This window comes from Pseudomonas sp. Tul2A7, from assembly GCF_054790505.1.
In genome coordinates, this window is record NZ_CP186499.1 from 3,758,989 (window position 1) to 3,774,989 (window position 16,001).

Sequence of the window (16,001 nt, forward strand, 5' to 3'; positions counted from 1 at the left end):
AAAGGGCAGTCACACCAGGGACTGCCCTTTTTGTTGGTCGCTGCGAATCACATATCGTCTTTATCGAAACGGCGTGCTTCACGTTGCAGCTGATACACGAAACGCTCGACGTTACGTGCGGCCTGACCACTGATGTTGTGGAAGCGCAGGCCGGCGAAGGTGATGTTGAGTTTTTCTTCGAAGTGCAGATAACGCAGTTCGACGGAGGTCGGCTGGTTGCCGAACAGCGGCGGGGCGATCAAGCGGTCATAGACCTGGCCCAGTTGCAGGCGGTCAGTGATATCGCCTTCGAAGCGCAGCTTGCAGCCAGTCGCGGAGATATCCAGCAGTTTGCCGTTGATCGGCGCCTTGAGCTTTTCTCCGCCCAGTTCAACGCTGACCAGATCAGTCAGTTTCAGCGCGGCGCGGAAAGCATTGCGGCGCTGGTGGTAAACCACTTCGGTCGGTAGTTCGCCGGTGTAGAAACGGTCGCCGTCGGATTCTTCAATGTTCAGCGTGCCGTTGCATTCCCAGGCGATACGAACGCCGTCGTGAAAACCTTCGACCTTGAACGGCTCGCCGGCCAGCAGAAAGCGTTCTCCATCACGCGGGATCATCTCGTCCAGTGCGATCGAAGCGCTGTCGCGGTCGACTTTGATCAGGTAGCTCTGGAAGCGCTGGCTGCGCTCATGAAAGGTGATGATCAGCGGATCGTGGCTTTCTTGCAGCTGGCGCAGGTTGCTGGAGATTTCCAGTGGCGTGGTAAGCACCTTAGGGGGCTGCGGAGCATCATCCGCGCTGAGGGCGTTGGACACGGTTTATCAATCTCCAGACAAAATATGACGACTAGCCAGCATTTTGCCAGCATGTTCCGCGGGTTGATAGAGCTGGCGCATCAACGGCTCATGCCTGGCTGAGCGGACGCGGCGTGGCGGGTTTGGCAAATGTACCGCTGGCGTTATAAAGCGCTGGCGCTTCACCACCGGTGAGGATCTTCAGCTGATTGGCCGTGGCGGCCTGCTGGATCTGGATCGACTGACCATTCTTGAGGTTGGCGGCCTGGCATTGCGCGATCAGATCGGTCAATGCGTCGCCTTGCGTCAACAACTGCTCGCCAATGCTCGACTGGCCAGCCAATTGCTCAAGACCTGTACGATCAGTCGGCAGATTGAGGCTGGCGAGGATTTCGCTGCGTTTGCGGCCATGCTGTTCAAGCAGAATGATCAACGCCTGTTTGTGCGCCAGAATTTCTTCCAGCAGCGGCATGTCGCGACCGTGCAACGCGAGGGATTCGGTTTGCAGCAACTCCAGCAATTGTTGAGCTGGAGCAAAGTCGTCGTTGATCAATTGCAATAAATTAGTGTCGTGCATGGCTGGCCTTGGGTTTTAAGCGTCCAAAAGCCTGGCGCAGGCAAAGGCCTAGCGCTGGGCTTCGAAGTTGAGCAGTTTGCTGGCTACACGGTTGCTGTCGACTTTATAGCTGCCATCGGCAATCGCGGCTTTCAACTCGGCCACACGGGCTTTGTCGACAGCAGGTTGATCGCGCAGCTTGTCAGTGACCTTCTGCAACTGTTGAGCCTCATTGCTGAGGTGTACCGATTCCCCGCTTTTTGCGGTACTGGCCTGTTCGGCCGGGGTATTCAGCGGCGCGGAGGTGCCGGTTTCGGCGGTTTCCTTGGCGTTGCTGGTACGTGTACTGCCCGTAAGTGACGAGGAGCTGTTCAAACGGCTGAAATCGATGACCATGATAAAAACCTCTGGGAATTTGGACGCTTGCCATGTTTTCGGCCATCCCCTGGAAAACTTTAGGCACATTTACAATGAGCCTTGCATGCGCCGGCGCGTGTCCTGCTGCGGCACAGTTTAGGGAACAGCCGGGGTCAGCGCCAGTTTTCTACATCGCCACTTCCACTTGGCCCGGCGCGGTGACTTGCGCCTTGATGACCCGTTGCGAGTTGAGGTTTTTTACCCGGATCTGCTCTTTCAAACCGCCATTGGCCAGTGCTTCACCGGGCATGCGCACGGCCAGCGTACCGCTACGCGCAGTGATGACCACTTGATCACCTTTGCGAATGACTTCCGCCTGTTCCAGATGAACCAGGGTAATGACCTGATCGGCTACCGTTGGTCGGGTTAATTTCTGCCCGATCGCTTCGTCTACCGAGGTCAGAAAGCCTTGGTTGATCGTGCTCACGTCGCGCTCACGCAGAGTCACGTCTTGTGGTTCGATAATCCCGGCACGTTTCAGCGGTCGGGTGGTTGTCACAATCTCGCGAAACAGGCGGACTTGAGCGGGCACGAACACAGTCCAGGGCGAGGCGCCTTCGCAGCGAACCTTCACGGTAACCCGGCCCAGCGGACGTGCCGGACTCTCCAGCGTGGCTGTCAATTCCTTGTCGCACATAGGCATGCGCATACGGGGGTCGAGCTGGTTTACTTCGATTTCGTAGCGGCCTTCCGTTTGACTGGTAGCCAGATAGTCTTCTACGGTGAACTCAAGAAAGCCCTGAGTGACGCCGATAAGCATGTCAGGCAAGGTAACCGCATCAGCAATGGCAGGGCTGCCAGCGAAAAAGCAGCAAATAGCGCCCGCAGCACAAAGCCCTCTGCGGAGGGGAGATGTCAGGCGTCGAAAAAATGTCGTTTGAGCGTTCATACGAGTTAAAAAGCAAGCGCCGTGCCGTTTAGCAATGAATGTGCGTCGCAACAACACTTGGCGTTGGTGTAGGAGTCTGGGCATGGCTGGTGTAATGGATTCGGTGAACCAGCGCACGCAACTGGTGGGGCAGAATCGCCTGGAGCTGTTGTTGTTCCGTCTCGACGGTCAGCAGCTCTACGGAATCAACGTGTTCAAGGTACGGGAAGTGTTGCAATGCCCGTCGCTGACGTTGATGCCCAAGTCCAGTCCTGTCGTGTGCGGGGTGGCAAATATCCGGGGGGCGACCATTCCGATCCTTGATCTGGCAATGGCCACCGGTTCCGGAGCGTTGAAGGACAAGAACAACCCGTTCGTGATCATCACGGAGTACAACACCAAGACCCAGGGTTTCCTGGTCCGCTCGGTGGAGCGCATCGTCAACATGAACTGGGAAGAGATTCATCCACCGCCCAAGGGCACGGGTCGCGATCATTACCTGACCGCTGTGACTCGAGTGGACAATCAGTTAGTCGAAATCATCGACGTCGAGAAAGTGTTGGCCGAAGTTGCGCCGACACCGGAAGCGATTTCGGTGGGCGTGGTCGATGTCGAGACCCAGACCAAGGCACTGTCGTTGCGTGTTTTGACGGTCGATGACTCGTCGGTGGCGCGCAAGCAGGTCACGCGTTGTCTACAGACGATCGGTGTCGAAGTGGTGGCGCTGAACGACGGCAAGCAGGCGCTGGATTACCTGCGCAAGCTGGTCGACGAGGGCAAGAAGCCGGAAGAAGAGTTCCTGATGATGATTTCCGACATCGAGATGCCGGAGATGGACGGGTACACCCTGACGGCGGAAATCCGCGGCGACGCACGCATGCAAAAGCTTCACATCATCCTGCATACTTCGTTGTCCGGGGTATTCAATCAGGCGATGGTCAAGAAAGTCGGTGCCGATGACTTCCTGGCCAAGTTTCGCCCTGATGACCTGGCATCCCGGGTAGTCGACCGGATCAAAGCAGCAGATATCAGCTAGGAGCGTTTTGCTCCTGGCGGTCAACACGATTTAAGAGGCGGCATCATTGTCTACGGGTAATTTGGATTTCGAACAGTTCCGGGTCTTCCTGGAAAAAGCCTGTGGCATTTTGCTCGGTGAAAACAAGCAGTACCTGGTCTCGAGCCGTCTCAACAAACTGATGGAGCAGCAAGGCATCAAATCCCTGGGTGAGCTGGTTCAGCGCATCCAGACCCAGCCGCGCAGCGGTTTGCGCGAGCAAGTGGTCGATGCCATGACGACCAACGAAACCTTGTGGTTTCGCGATACCTATCCGTTTGAAGTCTTGAAGAACAAGGTGCTGCCTGAAGCGATCAAGGCCAGCCCCAACCAGCGTCTGCGGATCTGGTCGGCGGCGTGCTCGTCGGGCCAGGAACCGTACTCGCTGTCGATGTCGATCGACGAGTTCGAGCGCAGCAATCTTGGCCAGTTGAAGATGGGCGTGCAGATCGTCGCCACTGATCTGTCCGGCCTCATGCTGACCAACTGCAAGACGGGCGAGTACGACAGCTTGGCGATCGGTCGCGGTTTGTCGCCGGAACGTCTGCAGCGCTACTTCGACCCGAAAGGGCCGGGGCGCTGGGTGATCAAGGCGCCGATCAAGAACCGGGTGGAGTTCCGCTCGTTCAACCTGCTCGACAGCTATGCCGCGCTGGGCAAGTTCGACATCGTGTTCTGCCGCAACGTATTGATCTACTTCTCTGCCGAAGTGAAGAAAGACATCCTGTTGCGCATTCACAGCACGTTGAAGCCGGGCGGTTATCTGTTCCTTGGCGCTTCCGAAGCGCTGAACGGTTTGCCGGACCATTACCAGATGGTGCAGTGCAGCCCGGGGATCATTTACCAGGCGAAATGATTGCATCGGCAACACAAAAAACGGCAGGCCCGCAAAGGCCTGCCGTTTTTTTATGCCCGAAGAAATTCTCCCTGACACCACAAAACCCCTGTAGGAGTGAGCCTGCTCGCGATAGCGGTAGCACATTCAGCATCATCGATGCCTGACCCACCGCTATCGCGAGCAGGCTCACTCCTACAGGGACAGTGGTGTGTATGAGATGGACGGCAAGCGGCAGAAAAGCGGCATCCGGCGGAAACCGGTTGCCGCTTTTCTGGCATTGCCGCTTTGCCGACTCCCGGCAAAGCCCCGGTTTACGCGGGTTTTGTGGTTTGGCACGGCGCTTGCTAAAGCTCAGTTACGAAAAACCGGTCACCTGAAGGTTCCCGACATGAGCATCAGCTTCGATAAAGCGCTCGGCATTCACGAAAAGGCATTGGGCTTCCGCGCCCAGCGTGCCGAAGTGCTGGCCAACAACATCGCCAACGCCGATACCCCGAACTACAAGGCGCGGGATCTGGACTTCTCCAAAGTGCTTGAAGCACAGACCCAGAAAAACGCCAACGGCACCATCGCGTTGAACATGACCAACAGCCGTCACATCGAAGCTGAAGGCCTGGGCAACGGCGACGAATCGCTGATGTATCGCACGCCGATGCAACCTTCGATCGACCAGAACACCGTGGACGCCCAACTGGAACAGTCGAACTACGCGGAAAACGCCGTCGGCTTCCAGGCCAGCTTCACCCTGCTCAACAGCAAATTCAAAGGGCTGGTATCAGCCCTGCGCGGAGAGTAATTCATGTCCCTGTCCAGCGTTTTCAACATTGCCGGCAGCGGCATGAGCGCACAAACCACACGTCTGAACACCGTGGCCTCGAACATCGCCAACGCCGAGACCGTCTCGTCGAGCATCGACCAGACCTACCGCGCCCGTCACCCGGTATTCGCCACCATGTTCCAGGGCGGCCAAAACGCTGGCAGCAACTCGCTGTTCCAGAGTCAGGACGCGGCCGGTCAAGGCGTACAGGTGCTCGGCGTGGTCGAAGACCAGAGCAACCTCGAAGCGCGTTACGAGCCGAATCATCCGGCGGCTGACGCCAAAGGCTACGTCTACTACCCGAATGTCAACGTGGTGGAAGAAATGGCTGACATGATTTCCGCGAGCCGTTCGTTCCAGACCAACGCCGAAATGATGAACACCGCCAAAACCATGATGCAGAAGGTACTGACCCTCGGTCAGTAATAAGGGGCGACTGCCATGAGTGTTACCGATACCACCAGCACGCCGAGCCTGAAGGACATTCTCGCCAACTCGGCGAAGACCAGCAGCACCACGACGGGCGGCATCGCTTCGGCGACCAACAGCGCCACCGGCGGTCAAGCGCTGGGCAAGGACGCGTTCCTGCAACTGCTGGTTACCCAGCTGAAAAACCAGAACCCGCTCGATCCACAGGACAACAGCGCATTCGTTGCCCAGCTAGCGCAGTTCAGCAGCCTTGAAGGCATCACCACGCTGAACTCCACCGTGAGTGGCCTGGCCGGCAACTACAACTCGTCGCAAGCGCTGCAGGCGTCGTCGCTGGTCGGTCGCAACGTCATTGTGCAGACCAACACCGCGCAACTCGACGACCCGAGCAAAGGCCTGACCGGTTCGGTGAACCTGTCGACGTCCATTGCTGAGGGCACCGTGACCATCACCGACAGCAGCGGCAAGACGGTTCGCACCATCGATCTGGGCAGTCGCGCCGCTGGCAGTGCCAGCTTCACTTGGGACGGCAAGGACACGTCCGGCACCCTCGTGCCGACCGGTACCTACACCTTCAAGGCGAGCGCACCGATCAACGGCACCGCGACCGATCTGGCCACTTACCTGCCGGCAACGGTCAACAGCGTGACGATCAGCCAGACCGGTGGCGAGCTGATGCTCAACCTGGCTGGCAAGGGCTCCGTTGCCCTGTCCAAAGTACAAACCATTGGTATATAGAGCCGACTAACCGGCAACAAAGGAGTGGAATATGTCTTTCAATATCGGCCTTAGCGGTCTCTATGCAGCCAACAAACAACTGGACGTGACCGGCAACAACATCGCCAACGTCGCGACCGCCGGTTTCAAATCGTCCCGTGCAGAATTCGAAGACGTTTACTCGGCGACCCGCCTGGGCACCGGCAGCAAAGTCATCGGCAACGGTGTGCGCCTGGCCAACGTTTCCCAGCAGTTCACCCAGGGTGACATCAACAACACCGGCAACGTGTTGGACATGGGTATCAACGGTTCCGGCTTCTTCACCATGAGCAACAACGGCTCGATTTCCTACACCCGTGCCGGTACTTTCAAAGTCGACGACGCCGGTTTCATCACCAACACCGACTACACCTCGCGCCTGCAAGGTTACGCTGTGGATTCCAGCGGCAAAATCATCAAGGGCGTGTTGACCGACCTGAAGATCGACACCTCTAACCTGGCGCCAAAGTCCACTTCGGCCGTGGCTTCGAGCATCAACCTGAACTCGTCGGCACCGGTGATCGTTGATACCGGCGCCACCGCTGTCAAGTTCGATCCGTCCAAGGTCGAGACTTACACCGAGTCGTTCAGCACCCCGATCTATGACACCCAGGGCAACAAGCACAACATGGATCAGTACGTCGTGAAGACGGGCGAAAACACCTGGAAGGTGTACACGCTGGTCGATGGGCGCAACCCGGATGCAACCGGCAGTGATCCAAGCAAAGCTGCCACTCCGCCGATTGCATCGACTTTGACGTTCGACTCTGCCGGCAAACTCGTCCAGGTCAGCACTCCTGCTCCGGTTGCAGGTGATCCTGCGGTAATCAGCAGTGATCTGACACTGAAAAACTGGGTGCCGGGCACCGTCACCAACGGTACTTTCACGCCTAACGGCGCGGCTGCCAACCCGAACGGCGTGACCGTTTCCATGGCCAAGACCACTCAGTACAACGCGGATACCTCGCGTACCATCCCGACTCAGGATGGTTACGCCACTGGCCAGATCACCAACCTGACCATCGACGGTACCGGTACGTTGTTCGCCAACTTCAGCAACAACCAGAACAAGGCGATCGGTCAGGTTGCACTGGCCAGCTTCACCAACGAGCAAGGTCTGCAAGCAGTAGGCGGCACCAGCTGGAAGGAAACCTTCGCTTCGGGTATCCCGGGTTATGACGCTCCGGAAACCGGCACCTTGGGTTCGATTCAGTCCAACTCGCTGGAAGAGTCGAACGTTAACCTGACCAATGAACTGGTGGACCTGATCAAGGGCCAGAGCAACTATCAGGCGAACGCGAAGACCATTTCGACCCAGAGCACCATCATGCAGACCATCATTCAGATGACCTGATTCTGGTTTGAGTCGTACCCAGGAGCCCCTCGTTTCGAGGGGCTTTTTTGTGGGCGTGATAAGGGGGTGGACGGCAGTTCTGCGGAACAGTTGTGCCGGAAGTATTCACTTTGCCTCCGTTCACCTGGACGCTCAGGGTTGTCAGATACGGCGGGCGTGAGGGGGAAGGGCTTTTTCTCTCGGGCAAAAGAAAACCCCCGACACACCAGAAGTCTGTCGGGGGTTTTCTTTTGCCTGAAGCGTATCAGGCGTCTCGCAACGCCTGAGTCAGCTCAGCTTATTGGCAAGCTTCGCAATCCGGCTCGTCGATCGCGCAAGCCTTTGGCACTGGAGCAGGACCGGCAGGAGCCGCCAGAACCGAATCATCACCGTGGTTGCCGCCGCTGGAAACAGCGTTCAGCTTGCTGGTGCTGATGGTCGACTTCTCGGTGCTGGTCGCAGCCAGGGCACGGAGGTAGTAAGTGGTTTTCAGACCACGGTACCAGGCCATGCGGTAGGTCACGTCGAGCTTCTTGCCCGATGCGCCAGCGATGTACAGGTTCAGCGACTGGGCCTGGTCGATCCACTTCTGACGACGGCTGGCGGCGTCAACGATCCACTTGGTGTCCACTTCGAACGCGGTCGCGTAGAGCTCTTTGAGTTCTTGCGGGATGCGCTCGATCTGCTGAACCGAACCGTCGTAGTACTTCAGGTCGTTGATCATGACCGAGTCCCACAGGCCGCGAGCCTTGAGGTCGCGAACCAGGTACGGGTTGATCACGGTGAATTCGCCCGACAGGTTCGATTTCACATAGAGGTTCTGGTAGGTCGGTTCGATCGACTGCGATACGCCAGTGATGTTGGCGATGGTCGCGGTCGGTGCGATGGCCATGATGTTGGAGTTACGAATGCCTTTCTGTACACGGGCGCGAACCGGTGCCCAGTCGAGGGTTTCGTTCAGGTCAACGTCGATGTACTTCTGGCCACGCTGCTCGATCAGGATCTGTTGCGAATCCAGCGGCAGGATGCCTTTGGACCACAGCGAACCCTGGAACGTCTCGTACGCGCCACGCTCGTCAGCCAGGTCGCAGGACGCCTGGATCGCGTAGTAGCTGACCGCTTCCATCGACTTGTCGGCGAACTCGACGGCAGCGTCGGAACCGTAAGGGATGTGCTGCAGGTACAAAGCGTCCTGGAAGCCCATGATGCCCAGACCGACCGGACGGTGCTTGAAGTTGGAGTTCTTCGCTTGTGGCACCGAGTAGTAGTTGATGTCGATCACGTTATCGAGCATGCGCACAGCGGTGTTCACGGTGCGTTGCAGCTTGGCGGTGTCCAGCTTGCCATCCACGATGTGGTTCGGCAGGTTGATCGAGCCCAGGTTGCAAACGGCGATCTCGTCCTTGTTGGTGTTCAAGGTGATCTCGGTGCACAGGTTCGAGCTGTGAACCACGCCGACGTGCTGCTGCGGGCTGCGCAGGTTGCACGGGTCTTTGAAAGTCAGCCATGGGTGGCCGGTTTCAAACAGCATGGAGAGCATTTTGCGCCACAGGTCTTTGGCCTGGATGGTCTTGAACAGTTTGACCTTGCCTGGGTATTCGGTCAGGGCTTCGTAGTACTCGTAGCGCTCTTCGAAGGCTTTACCGGTCAGGTCGTGCAGGTCCGGCACTTCGGATGGCGAGAACAGGGTCCACTTGCCGTCATCGAAGACACGCTTCATGAACAGGTCAGGGATCCAGTTGGCAGTGTTCATGTCGTGGGTACGACGACGATCATCACCGGTGTTCTTGCGCAGCTCGATGAACTCTTCGATGTCCATGTGCCAGGTTTCCAGGTAGGCACACACAGCGCCTTTGCGCTTGCCACCCTGGTTAACGGCAACGGCGGTGTCGTTCACCACTTTCAGGAACGGAACCACGCCTTGCGACTTGCCGTTGGTGCCCTTGATGTACGAGCCCAGTGCACGCACCGGCGTCCAGTCGTTGCCCAGACCGCCAGCAAATTTCGACAACATGGCGTTGTCGTGGATCGCGTGGTAGATGCCCGACAGGTCATCCGGCACGGTGGTCAGGTAGCAGCTCGACAGCTGTGGACGCAGGGTACCGGCGTTGAACAGGGTCGGGGTCGACGACATGTAGTCGAAGGACGACAGCAGGTTGTAGAACTCGATTGCACGGTCTTCTTTCTGCTTCTCTTCGATCGCCAGGCCCATGGCCACGCGCATGAAGAAGATCTGCGGCAGTTCGAAGCGGATACCGTCCTTGTGGATGAAATAACGGTCGTACAGGGTTTGCAGGCCCAGGTAGGTGAATTGCTGATCGCGCTCGTGGTTGATCGCCTTGCCCAGTTTTTCCAGGTCGAAGGAGGCCAGCACAGGGTTCAGCAGTTCGAACTCGATACCTTTGGCGATGTAGGCCGGCAGTGCCTTGGCGTACAGGTCGGCCATTTCGTGGTGAGTGGCGCTTTCGGCCACACCGAGGAAACCCAGGCCTTCGGCACGCAGGGTGTCCATCAGCAGGCGGGCGGTCACGAACGAGTAGTTCGGCTCACGCTCGACCAGAGTACGGGCGGTCATCACCAGTGCGGTGTTGACGTCGGTCAGGGCCACGCCGTCGTAGAGGTTTTTCAGGGTTTCGCGCTGGATCAGGTCGCCATCGACTTCTTCCAGGCCTTCGCAGGCTTCGGTGACGATGGTGTTCAGGCGACCCATGTCCAGCGGCGCCAGGCTACCGTCGGCACGGGTGATGCGGATCGACGGGTGCGCGTTGACCGCTTCTTCGGCCGGTGCGTGGGCAGCGCGTTCTTTCGAACGGCCGTCACGGTAGATCACGTAGTCGCGCGCCACTTTTTGCTCGCCGGCACGCATCAGGGCCAGTTCAACCTGGTCCTGGATTTCTTCGATGTGGATGGTGCCACCCGATGGCATGCGACGCTTGAAGGTTGCGGTGACCTGTTCGGTCAGACGCGCAACGGTGTCATGGATTCGCGACGAAGCGGCAGCGGTGCCGCCTTCAACTGCGAGGAACGCTTTGGTGATAGCGACGGTGATCTTGTCATCGGTGTAAGGAACGACAGTGCCATTACGCTTGATCACGCGCAGTTGACCAGGCGCGGTGGCTGCCAGATCCGAATTCGAATCAGCGGCCTGCGGCAAGGTGCCCTGCGGGTTCTCGCGAGTTGTGTCGGTTTGCATGGGGGGTGGTCTCCACATTCTCTATGTTTGTTTGGCACCGTCATGGTGCTCACCGTTCTGTACCGAAGCACTGCAACCGACAAGCGTCGGCGTAACAACTTCGGAACAGTAGGAAAAAGGCTTGTAACGCCGCATCCTTGCCGAAGTCTTTGGCGCCGAACCAAGGCTCGAGCCAAACTCCTTCCAGGGTGACAGTAATGACTGCAACACCCGTACCGTTCCGGTCGTTTCCGGCCTAAAAAACGGTGCCATCCGCAAGTGCGGTTTGGGCTTTGAAAAACTTGCTTGGTTCAACCGGAAACTGGCAATAAAGCACTTGAGTTTCAGGCCCTAAATGTGGTTGGGCGTTTGAGCGGAAAACCCTATATGTAGGGTCTCTCCTTGCGCCGTGCTACAAGATAATGCGTTTCAAGGGTGCTTGCAACGTACTAGCTGTGGATAAACCTGTGCGTAAATTGTGTAAGAAATCCGGAATTCGCGTGTAGGCCGCGAACCTGCTGAGCTAGACCGTCTGTCACTGTTTTTTCACCGGGAAAAACGCTTCAGCGGATTTTTAAGGGCGCGAACCCTATCACAAAAAACCGCCTTGTCCGAACGCATTTACCGACTTGTGTTCTGGCTGTACGCCGTTTATACAATCGGCCCATGCGCAGGCATTGTTATCCTCCAGAAACATGACAAAAGGACGGGAGGATCCAAAATTGTGGGAGCGAGCCTGCTCGCGAATGCGCTATGTCAGATGACTCAGATGTTGGCTGACAGGATGCCTTCGCGAGCAGGCTCGCTCCCACAGGGAAGTGTGTTGAGTCAGACGTTCCTCTTTTATTAATAACAATAGAAAGCAGAGGTCACCGGTGGAGCAACAAGCCTTTCAGGTATTGATCGTCGAGGATGACCAGCGACTGGCCGAACTGACGCGCGACTACTTGCAAGCCAATGGACTGCGCGTGGACATCGAAGGCAACGGTGCGCTGGCAGCGGCGCGGATCATCGGCGAGCAGCCGGACCTGGTGATCCTCGACCTGATGCTGCCCGGTGAAGACGGCTTGAGCATCTGCCGCAAGGTGCGCGACCGTTATGACGGTCCGATCCTGATGCTCACCGCGCGCACCGACGACGCCGATCAGATCCAGGGCCTGGATCTCGGTGCCGACGATTACGTGTGCAAACCGGTGCGCCCACGTCTGTTGCTGGCGCGCATTCAAGCCTTGCTGCGACGTAGCGATACACCTGAACCGGTGGCAGAGAAATCCCGTCGCCTGCAGTTCGGCCCGCTGGTGGTCGACAATGCCCTGCGCGAAGCCTGGCTGAGCGACAACGGCATCGAGCTGACCAGCGCCGAATTCGATCTGCTATGGCTGCTGGTGTCCAACGCCGGGCGCATTCTGTCCCGCGAAGAAATCTTCACCGCACTACGCGGCATTGGTTACGACGGTCAGGACCGTTCGATCGATGTGCGCATTTCGCGCATCCGCCCGAAAATCGGCGACGACCCGGACCACCCGCGGCTGATCAAGACCATTCGCAGCAAAGGCTACCTGTTCGTTCCGGAAGCCTGCGTAGACCTGCCGCTGTGAACTCGATCTTCCTGCGCATTTATGGCGGCATGTGCGCAGCGATCATTCTGGTGGCGGTGCTCGGCGTGCTGGCGCTGAACCTGCTCAATCAGGTGCGCAGCGAACAGTATCGCGAGCGGTTGGCCCACGGCACGTTCTCGCTGATGGCCGGCAACCTGCAACCGATGAACGAAACCGAGCGCCATCGCGCACTGCTGGTGTGGGAGCGTTTACTGGGAATTCCGCTGGTGCTGAAGAAGTTTGCCGAAACCGACCTTGATCTGTCCCAGCGCACTCGCGTACAGCGTGGTCAGGCGCTGGTCGAGCAGACCGGACCGCACGCGGCGAAAGTCTATCGAATGGTCAGCGACAAAGAGCAGCTCGTGCTGGTTGGGGAAGTACAACAGATCAGCGAACAACTGGCTCGCGCGACCATTTACCTGCTGGCCGATGAGCTGGTGCGCGTGCCGGTCGGCGAGCAGCCCAAGCGCCTTGCGCAGATAAAGGAAGAGAAAGGCTTCGGCTTTGATCTGCGCCTGGTCACGGTGAATGACGCCGACATGGACGAAGACCAGAGCCGCCGCGTGGCCGAAGGCGACACGGTGATGGCGCTGGGCAAGGGCGGTGACTCGATCCGCGTATTTGCCGGTATGGTCGGTACGCCGTGGGTGCTGGAGATCGGCCCGCTGTATCAGATGAACCCGTACCCGCCGGAATGGCTGGTGTTGATTGCTGCGCTCGGGCTGAGCCTGATCGGCCTCATCGTTTATCTGCTGGTGCGTCAACTCGAACGGCGTTTGCGCGGCCTTGAAGCAGCGGCCACGCGGATTGCCAAGGGCAGCCTGGAAACCCGGGTGCCGGCGCGCGGTGCCGATTCGGTGGGGCGTCTGGCGTCAGCGTTTAACGGCATGGCCGAGCACTTGCAACAGTTGCTGGCGATTCAGCGTGAACTGGTGCGTGCGGTGTCCCATGAATTGCGCACACCGGTGGCGCGCCTGCGTTTCGGTCTGGAAATGATCGGCTCGGCGACCACCCCGCAAGCGCTGGAGAAATACCGCGAGGGCATGGATCACGACATCGAAGACCTCGATAAGCTGGTCGACGAGATGCTCACCTATGCGCGACTGGAGCAGGGTTCGCCAGCGCTGACCTTCCAGCGCATCGACCTGGATGCCTTGGTCAATCAGGTGATCGAGGAGCTGGCGCCGTTGCGCGCCGAGGTCACCGTGCAGCGGGGATTGTGCCTGTCTGCTGCTGATAACGATGATGCCTGGGTGGAAGCCGAGCCGCGTTATCTGCACCGCGCATTGCAGAATCTGGTGAGCAACGCCATGCGTCATGCGCGTTCGAGCGTGACGGTGAGTTATCAGGTCGGGCAATTGCGCTGTCGCGTCGACGTCGAGGATGACGGGCCGGGTGTACCGGAAGTGGCGTGGGAGCGGATTTTTACGCCGTTTCTGCGCCTGGATGACAGCCGCACACGGGCCTCGGGCGGCCATGGTTTGGGGTTGTCGATTGTGCGGCGGATCATTCACTGGCATGACGGCCGGGCGATCATTGGCAAGAGCAAGAGTCTGGGGGGGGCTTGTTTTAGCCTGAGTTGGCCGAGGAATCAGGAGCGCCGGTAATCTTGTGGTGGCCGCGATACCGCCTTCGCGAGCAGGCTCGCTCCCACAGGGGAATGCATTTCAAAATGTGGGAGCGAGCCTGCTCGCGAAGAGGCCTGAACAGGCGCTGAAGATTTCAGGCCTGAATGCTGATCAGACTCAACACCTGCCCATCCTGCACCCCGAACTGCGCGTCCAGTTCAGTGCCGTTGCGCCACTCGGCCGACAAATCCGTCAGCAGCCGCAAGCGCACCTCTCCCGCCTCAGTCCACTCCAGCACTTCAGCGTGCTCGAAATAAAAGCGCTGCTGCACAATCGGGTACAGCGCTTTGAACAGGCTTTCTTTCACCGAAAACGTCAGCGTCACCCACAACGCCAGCTGATCCCGCGATGCGGCCGTCATGCGCTGCATTTCTGCCGGCGTGAGGATTTCACCTGCAAGTCGCTCGGCGCGTTCAGTGTCGAGCAGGTTTTCCAGATCCATGCCCAAACCGCGCCATTGCTGCTTGTTGGCAACAATCGCCGCCGCACGACCGGTGCTGTGGGTGATCGAGCCGCAGATATGCGCGGGCCATATCGGCGCGCGGTCTTCACCAATCGCCGGCACCACGCTGCTGCCTTCCAATTGCTGCAACGCCGCACGGGCGCAAATCCGCCCGGCGAGGAATTCCGCCTGACGTTTGGCCACCGAGCGCTGAATGCTTGGCGGGGCAACGACGGCGCTGCGCTGGAAATCATCGCCGAGCAGTTGTGCCGGATCGAAGTGAGTGCTGAGCAGTACGGTATCAGGCAACACCGTCGGCAACGGCCAATGGCTGTCGAGCGCGGTGCAGCAGGCGGGGAGGGCGGGGGTGAGATTCATGGCGGGCATTTTGCCGGTTAGTCGGGCCAAGGTCGAGATTGGCGGTGAAGCTTTCGCGAGCAGGCTCGCTCCTACAGGGAACGCATTTCAATTGTAGGAGTGAGCCTGCTCGCGAAGGCCGCACCGCGGTGTCGCTGATCAGCTAAAGATTTTCTGCAAGAACGCTTTCATGTCCGCCCAGGATTTTTCATCCGCTGCCTTGTTGTACCCGATGTCCGGCCCACCATGCTCGCCATGGCTCAGGCGATCAGCATCCGGATTGGTAAAACCGTGCTTGGCACCATCAAGGCTGACAAATTTATAGTCAGCGCCGGCCTTGTCCATTTCCGCTTTGAACGCCGTGACGTTATCCGCCGTAACCATGCTGTCCAGCGCGCCATGCTCGACCAGAATCTTCGCCTTCACACTGCCGGGCGTCGCCGGGGTTTTGGTTGCCAGCGCACCGTGGAAACTCACCACGCCTGCCAGCGGCTCTCCTTGGCGCGCCGCGTTCAGCACCACTGCACCGCCGAAGCAGTAACCGATGGCGGCAATTTTATTCACGTCGGTCTGCGCCTGCTTCTTCAACAAATCCAGCCCGGCCTCGAAGCGCTTGCTCGAAGCCGCCGCATCCTGGGTCGCCGCCTGCATGAACGCCATCGCGTCTTTCGGGTGCTCGGTGTTCTTGCCTTCGCCGTACATATCAATGGCCAGGGCGCTGTAGCCGAGACCGGCGAGATCGCGCGCGCGGCGCTTGGCGTAATCGTTCAGCCCCCACCATTCGTGCACAACGATGACGCCCGGACGCTTGCCTTTGATGGCGTCGTCGTAGGCGTAGTAGCCGATCAGCTTTGTGCCATCGGCACTTTGGTAGGGAATTTCCTCGGTCTTGATCGCAGCCTGAGTGAGGCTGCTGACGGCCAGCAAAGTGAGGGCAAGGAACAGGCGCATGGTCGGGTCTCC

The 16,001-nt window shown here is 58.6% G+C and carries 15 protein-coding genes; 8 read left to right on the plus strand and 7 right to left on the minus strand.

All coding sequences use genetic code 11. The annotated features are described in order from the left end of the window. Nucleotides 1–47: 47 nt before the first annotated feature. The 4 genes from ACOYXJ_RS16895 to flgA form a co-directional block, all read right to left on the minus strand. A complete protein-coding gene (locus ACOYXJ_RS16895; RefSeq protein WP_134178243.1) occupies nucleotides 48–794 on the minus strand; it encodes a flagellar brake protein in 747 nt (248 codons plus the stop codon). An 88-nt stretch (nucleotides 795–882) separates the two neighbouring features. Next, nucleotides 883–1,350: a flagella synthesis protein FlgN gene (locus ACOYXJ_RS16900; protein WP_095123062.1), complete on the minus strand. Its 468-nt coding sequence runs from the start codon at nucleotides 1,348–1,350 to the stop codon at nucleotides 883–885. 48 nt (nucleotides 1,351–1,398) lie between these two features. Beyond that, nucleotides 1,399–1,725: a flagellar biosynthesis anti-sigma factor FlgM gene (gene flgM, locus ACOYXJ_RS16905; RefSeq protein WP_007960324.1), complete on the minus strand. Its 327-nt coding sequence runs from the start codon at nucleotides 1,723–1,725 to the stop codon at nucleotides 1,399–1,401. Nucleotides 1,726–1,873: 148 nt separating this feature from the next. Further along, complete coding sequence (gene flgA, locus ACOYXJ_RS16910; protein WP_095123060.1) at nucleotides 1,874–2,635, minus strand: flagellar basal body P-ring formation chaperone FlgA; 762 nt, start codon at nucleotides 2,633–2,635, stop codon at nucleotides 1,874–1,876. 82 nt (nucleotides 2,636–2,717) lie between these two features. On the opposite strand from flgA, the gene ACOYXJ_RS16915 reads away from it, so the two are divergent. From ACOYXJ_RS16915 to flgE, 6 genes are all read left to right on the plus strand, one after another. Next, nucleotides 2,718–3,650, plus strand: coding sequence for a chemotaxis protein CheV (locus tag ACOYXJ_RS16915; RefSeq protein ID WP_007917585.1), 933 nt, complete (start codon nucleotides 2,718–2,720; stop codon nucleotides 3,648–3,650). Between the two features lie 46 nt (nucleotides 3,651–3,696). Further along, the gene (gene cheR / locus ACOYXJ_RS16920; protein WP_007917583.1) at nucleotides 3,697–4,524 is read left to right on the plus strand and encodes a protein-glutamate O-methyltransferase CheR; all 828 of its coding nucleotides are present in this window, start codon (nucleotides 3,697–3,699) and stop codon (nucleotides 4,522–4,524) included. 370 nt (nucleotides 4,525–4,894) lie between these two features. Continuing rightward, complete coding sequence (gene flgB, locus ACOYXJ_RS16925; protein ID WP_007917581.1) at nucleotides 4,895–5,302, plus strand: flagellar basal body rod protein FlgB; 408 nt, start codon at nucleotides 4,895–4,897, stop codon at nucleotides 5,300–5,302. Nucleotides 5,303–5,305: 3 nt separating this feature from the next. Beyond that, complete coding sequence (gene flgC / locus ACOYXJ_RS16930; RefSeq protein ID WP_053122816.1) at nucleotides 5,306–5,749, plus strand: flagellar basal body rod protein FlgC; 444 nt, start codon at nucleotides 5,306–5,308, stop codon at nucleotides 5,747–5,749. Between the two features lie 15 nt (nucleotides 5,750–5,764). Then, the gene (flgD, locus tag ACOYXJ_RS16935; RefSeq protein ID WP_122598560.1) at nucleotides 5,765–6,490 is read left to right on the plus strand and encodes a flagellar hook assembly protein FlgD; all 726 of its coding nucleotides are present in this window, start codon (nucleotides 5,765–5,767) and stop codon (nucleotides 6,488–6,490) included. 31 nt (nucleotides 6,491–6,521) lie between these two features. Continuing rightward, complete coding sequence (gene flgE / locus ACOYXJ_RS16940) at nucleotides 6,522–7,862, plus strand: flagellar hook protein FlgE (RefSeq protein ID WP_110718734.1); 1,341 nt, start codon at nucleotides 6,522–6,524, stop codon at nucleotides 7,860–7,862. Nucleotides 7,863–8,139: 277 nt separating this feature from the next. Here the strand turns inward: flgE and ACOYXJ_RS16945 are convergent, their stop codons facing one another. Next, on the minus strand, nucleotides 8,140–11,034 hold the full coding sequence (locus ACOYXJ_RS16945) for a ribonucleoside-diphosphate reductase subunit alpha (protein ID WP_460370574.1): 2,895 nt from the start codon (nucleotides 11,032–11,034) through the stop codon (nucleotides 8,140–8,142). A gap of 854 nt (nucleotides 11,035–11,888) precedes the next feature. On the opposite strand from ACOYXJ_RS16945, the gene ACOYXJ_RS16950 reads away from it, so the two are divergent. Together ACOYXJ_RS16950 and ACOYXJ_RS16955 are read left to right on the plus strand one after the other, a co-directional pair. Continuing rightward, nucleotides 11,889–12,611 (plus strand): response regulator, encoded by a 723-nt coding sequence (locus ACOYXJ_RS16950; RefSeq protein WP_150707451.1) that lies wholly within the window; start codon nucleotides 11,889–11,891, stop codon nucleotides 12,609–12,611. Further along, nucleotides 12,608–14,218 carry an ATP-binding protein gene (locus ACOYXJ_RS16955; RefSeq protein ID WP_460370577.1) on the plus strand — a complete coding sequence of 537 codons (1,611 nt, stop codon included), beginning with the start codon at nucleotides 12,608–12,610 and terminating at the stop codon, nucleotides 14,216–14,218. Before ACOYXJ_RS16950 ends, ACOYXJ_RS16955 begins: the two co-directional genes overlap by 4 nt. 115 nt (nucleotides 14,219–14,333) lie before the next feature. Here the strand turns inward: ACOYXJ_RS16955 and ACOYXJ_RS16960 are convergent, their stop codons facing one another. Further along, a complete protein-coding gene (locus ACOYXJ_RS16960; protein ID WP_460370579.1) occupies nucleotides 14,334–15,059 on the minus strand; it encodes a 4'-phosphopantetheinyl transferase family protein in 726 nt (241 codons plus the stop codon). A gap of 138 nt (nucleotides 15,060–15,197) precedes the next feature. Beyond that, complete coding sequence (locus ACOYXJ_RS16965) at nucleotides 15,198–15,989, minus strand: dienelactone hydrolase family protein (protein ID WP_460370581.1); 792 nt, start codon at nucleotides 15,987–15,989, stop codon at nucleotides 15,198–15,200. Nucleotides 15,990–16,001: the final 12 nt, after the last annotated feature.

Bases quoted from the DNA above. Each gene is read 5' to 3' on its own strand.
- ACOYXJ_RS16915 (WP_007917585.1), top strand. From the start codon at position 2,718: ATGGCTGGTGTAATGGATTCGGTGAACCAGCGCACGCAACTGGTGGGG.
- flgA (WP_095123060.1), bottom strand. From the start codon at position 2,635: ATGAACGCTCAAACGACATTTTTTCGACGCCTGACATCTCCCCTCCGC.
- flgD (WP_122598560.1), top strand. From the start codon at position 5,765: ATGAGTGTTACCGATACCACCAGCACGCCGAGCCTGAAGGACATTCTC.
- flgB (WP_007917581.1), top strand. From the start codon at position 4,895: ATGAGCATCAGCTTCGATAAAGCGCTCGGCATTCACGAAAAGGCATTG.
- ACOYXJ_RS16945 (WP_460370574.1), bottom strand. From the start codon at position 11,034: ATGCAAACCGACACAACTCGCGAGAACCCGCAGGGCACCTTGCCGCAG.
- flgE (WP_110718734.1), top strand. From the start codon at position 6,522: ATGTCTTTCAATATCGGCCTTAGCGGTCTCTATGCAGCCAACAAACAA.
- ACOYXJ_RS16960 (WP_460370579.1), bottom strand. From the start codon at position 15,059: ATGAATCTCACCCCCGCCCTCCCCGCCTGCTGCACCGCGCTCGACAGC.
- ACOYXJ_RS16900 (WP_095123062.1), bottom strand. From the start codon at position 1,350: ATGCACGACACTAATTTATTGCAATTGATCAACGACGACTTTGCTCCA.
- ACOYXJ_RS16965 (WP_460370581.1), bottom strand. From the start codon at position 15,989: ATGCGCCTGTTCCTTGCCCTCACTTTGCTGGCCGTCAGCAGCCTCACT.
- flgC (WP_053122816.1), top strand. From the start codon at position 5,306: ATGTCCCTGTCCAGCGTTTTCAACATTGCCGGCAGCGGCATGAGCGCA.
- flgM (WP_007960324.1), bottom strand. From the start codon at position 1,725: ATGGTCATCGATTTCAGCCGTTTGAACAGCTCCTCGTCACTTACGGGC.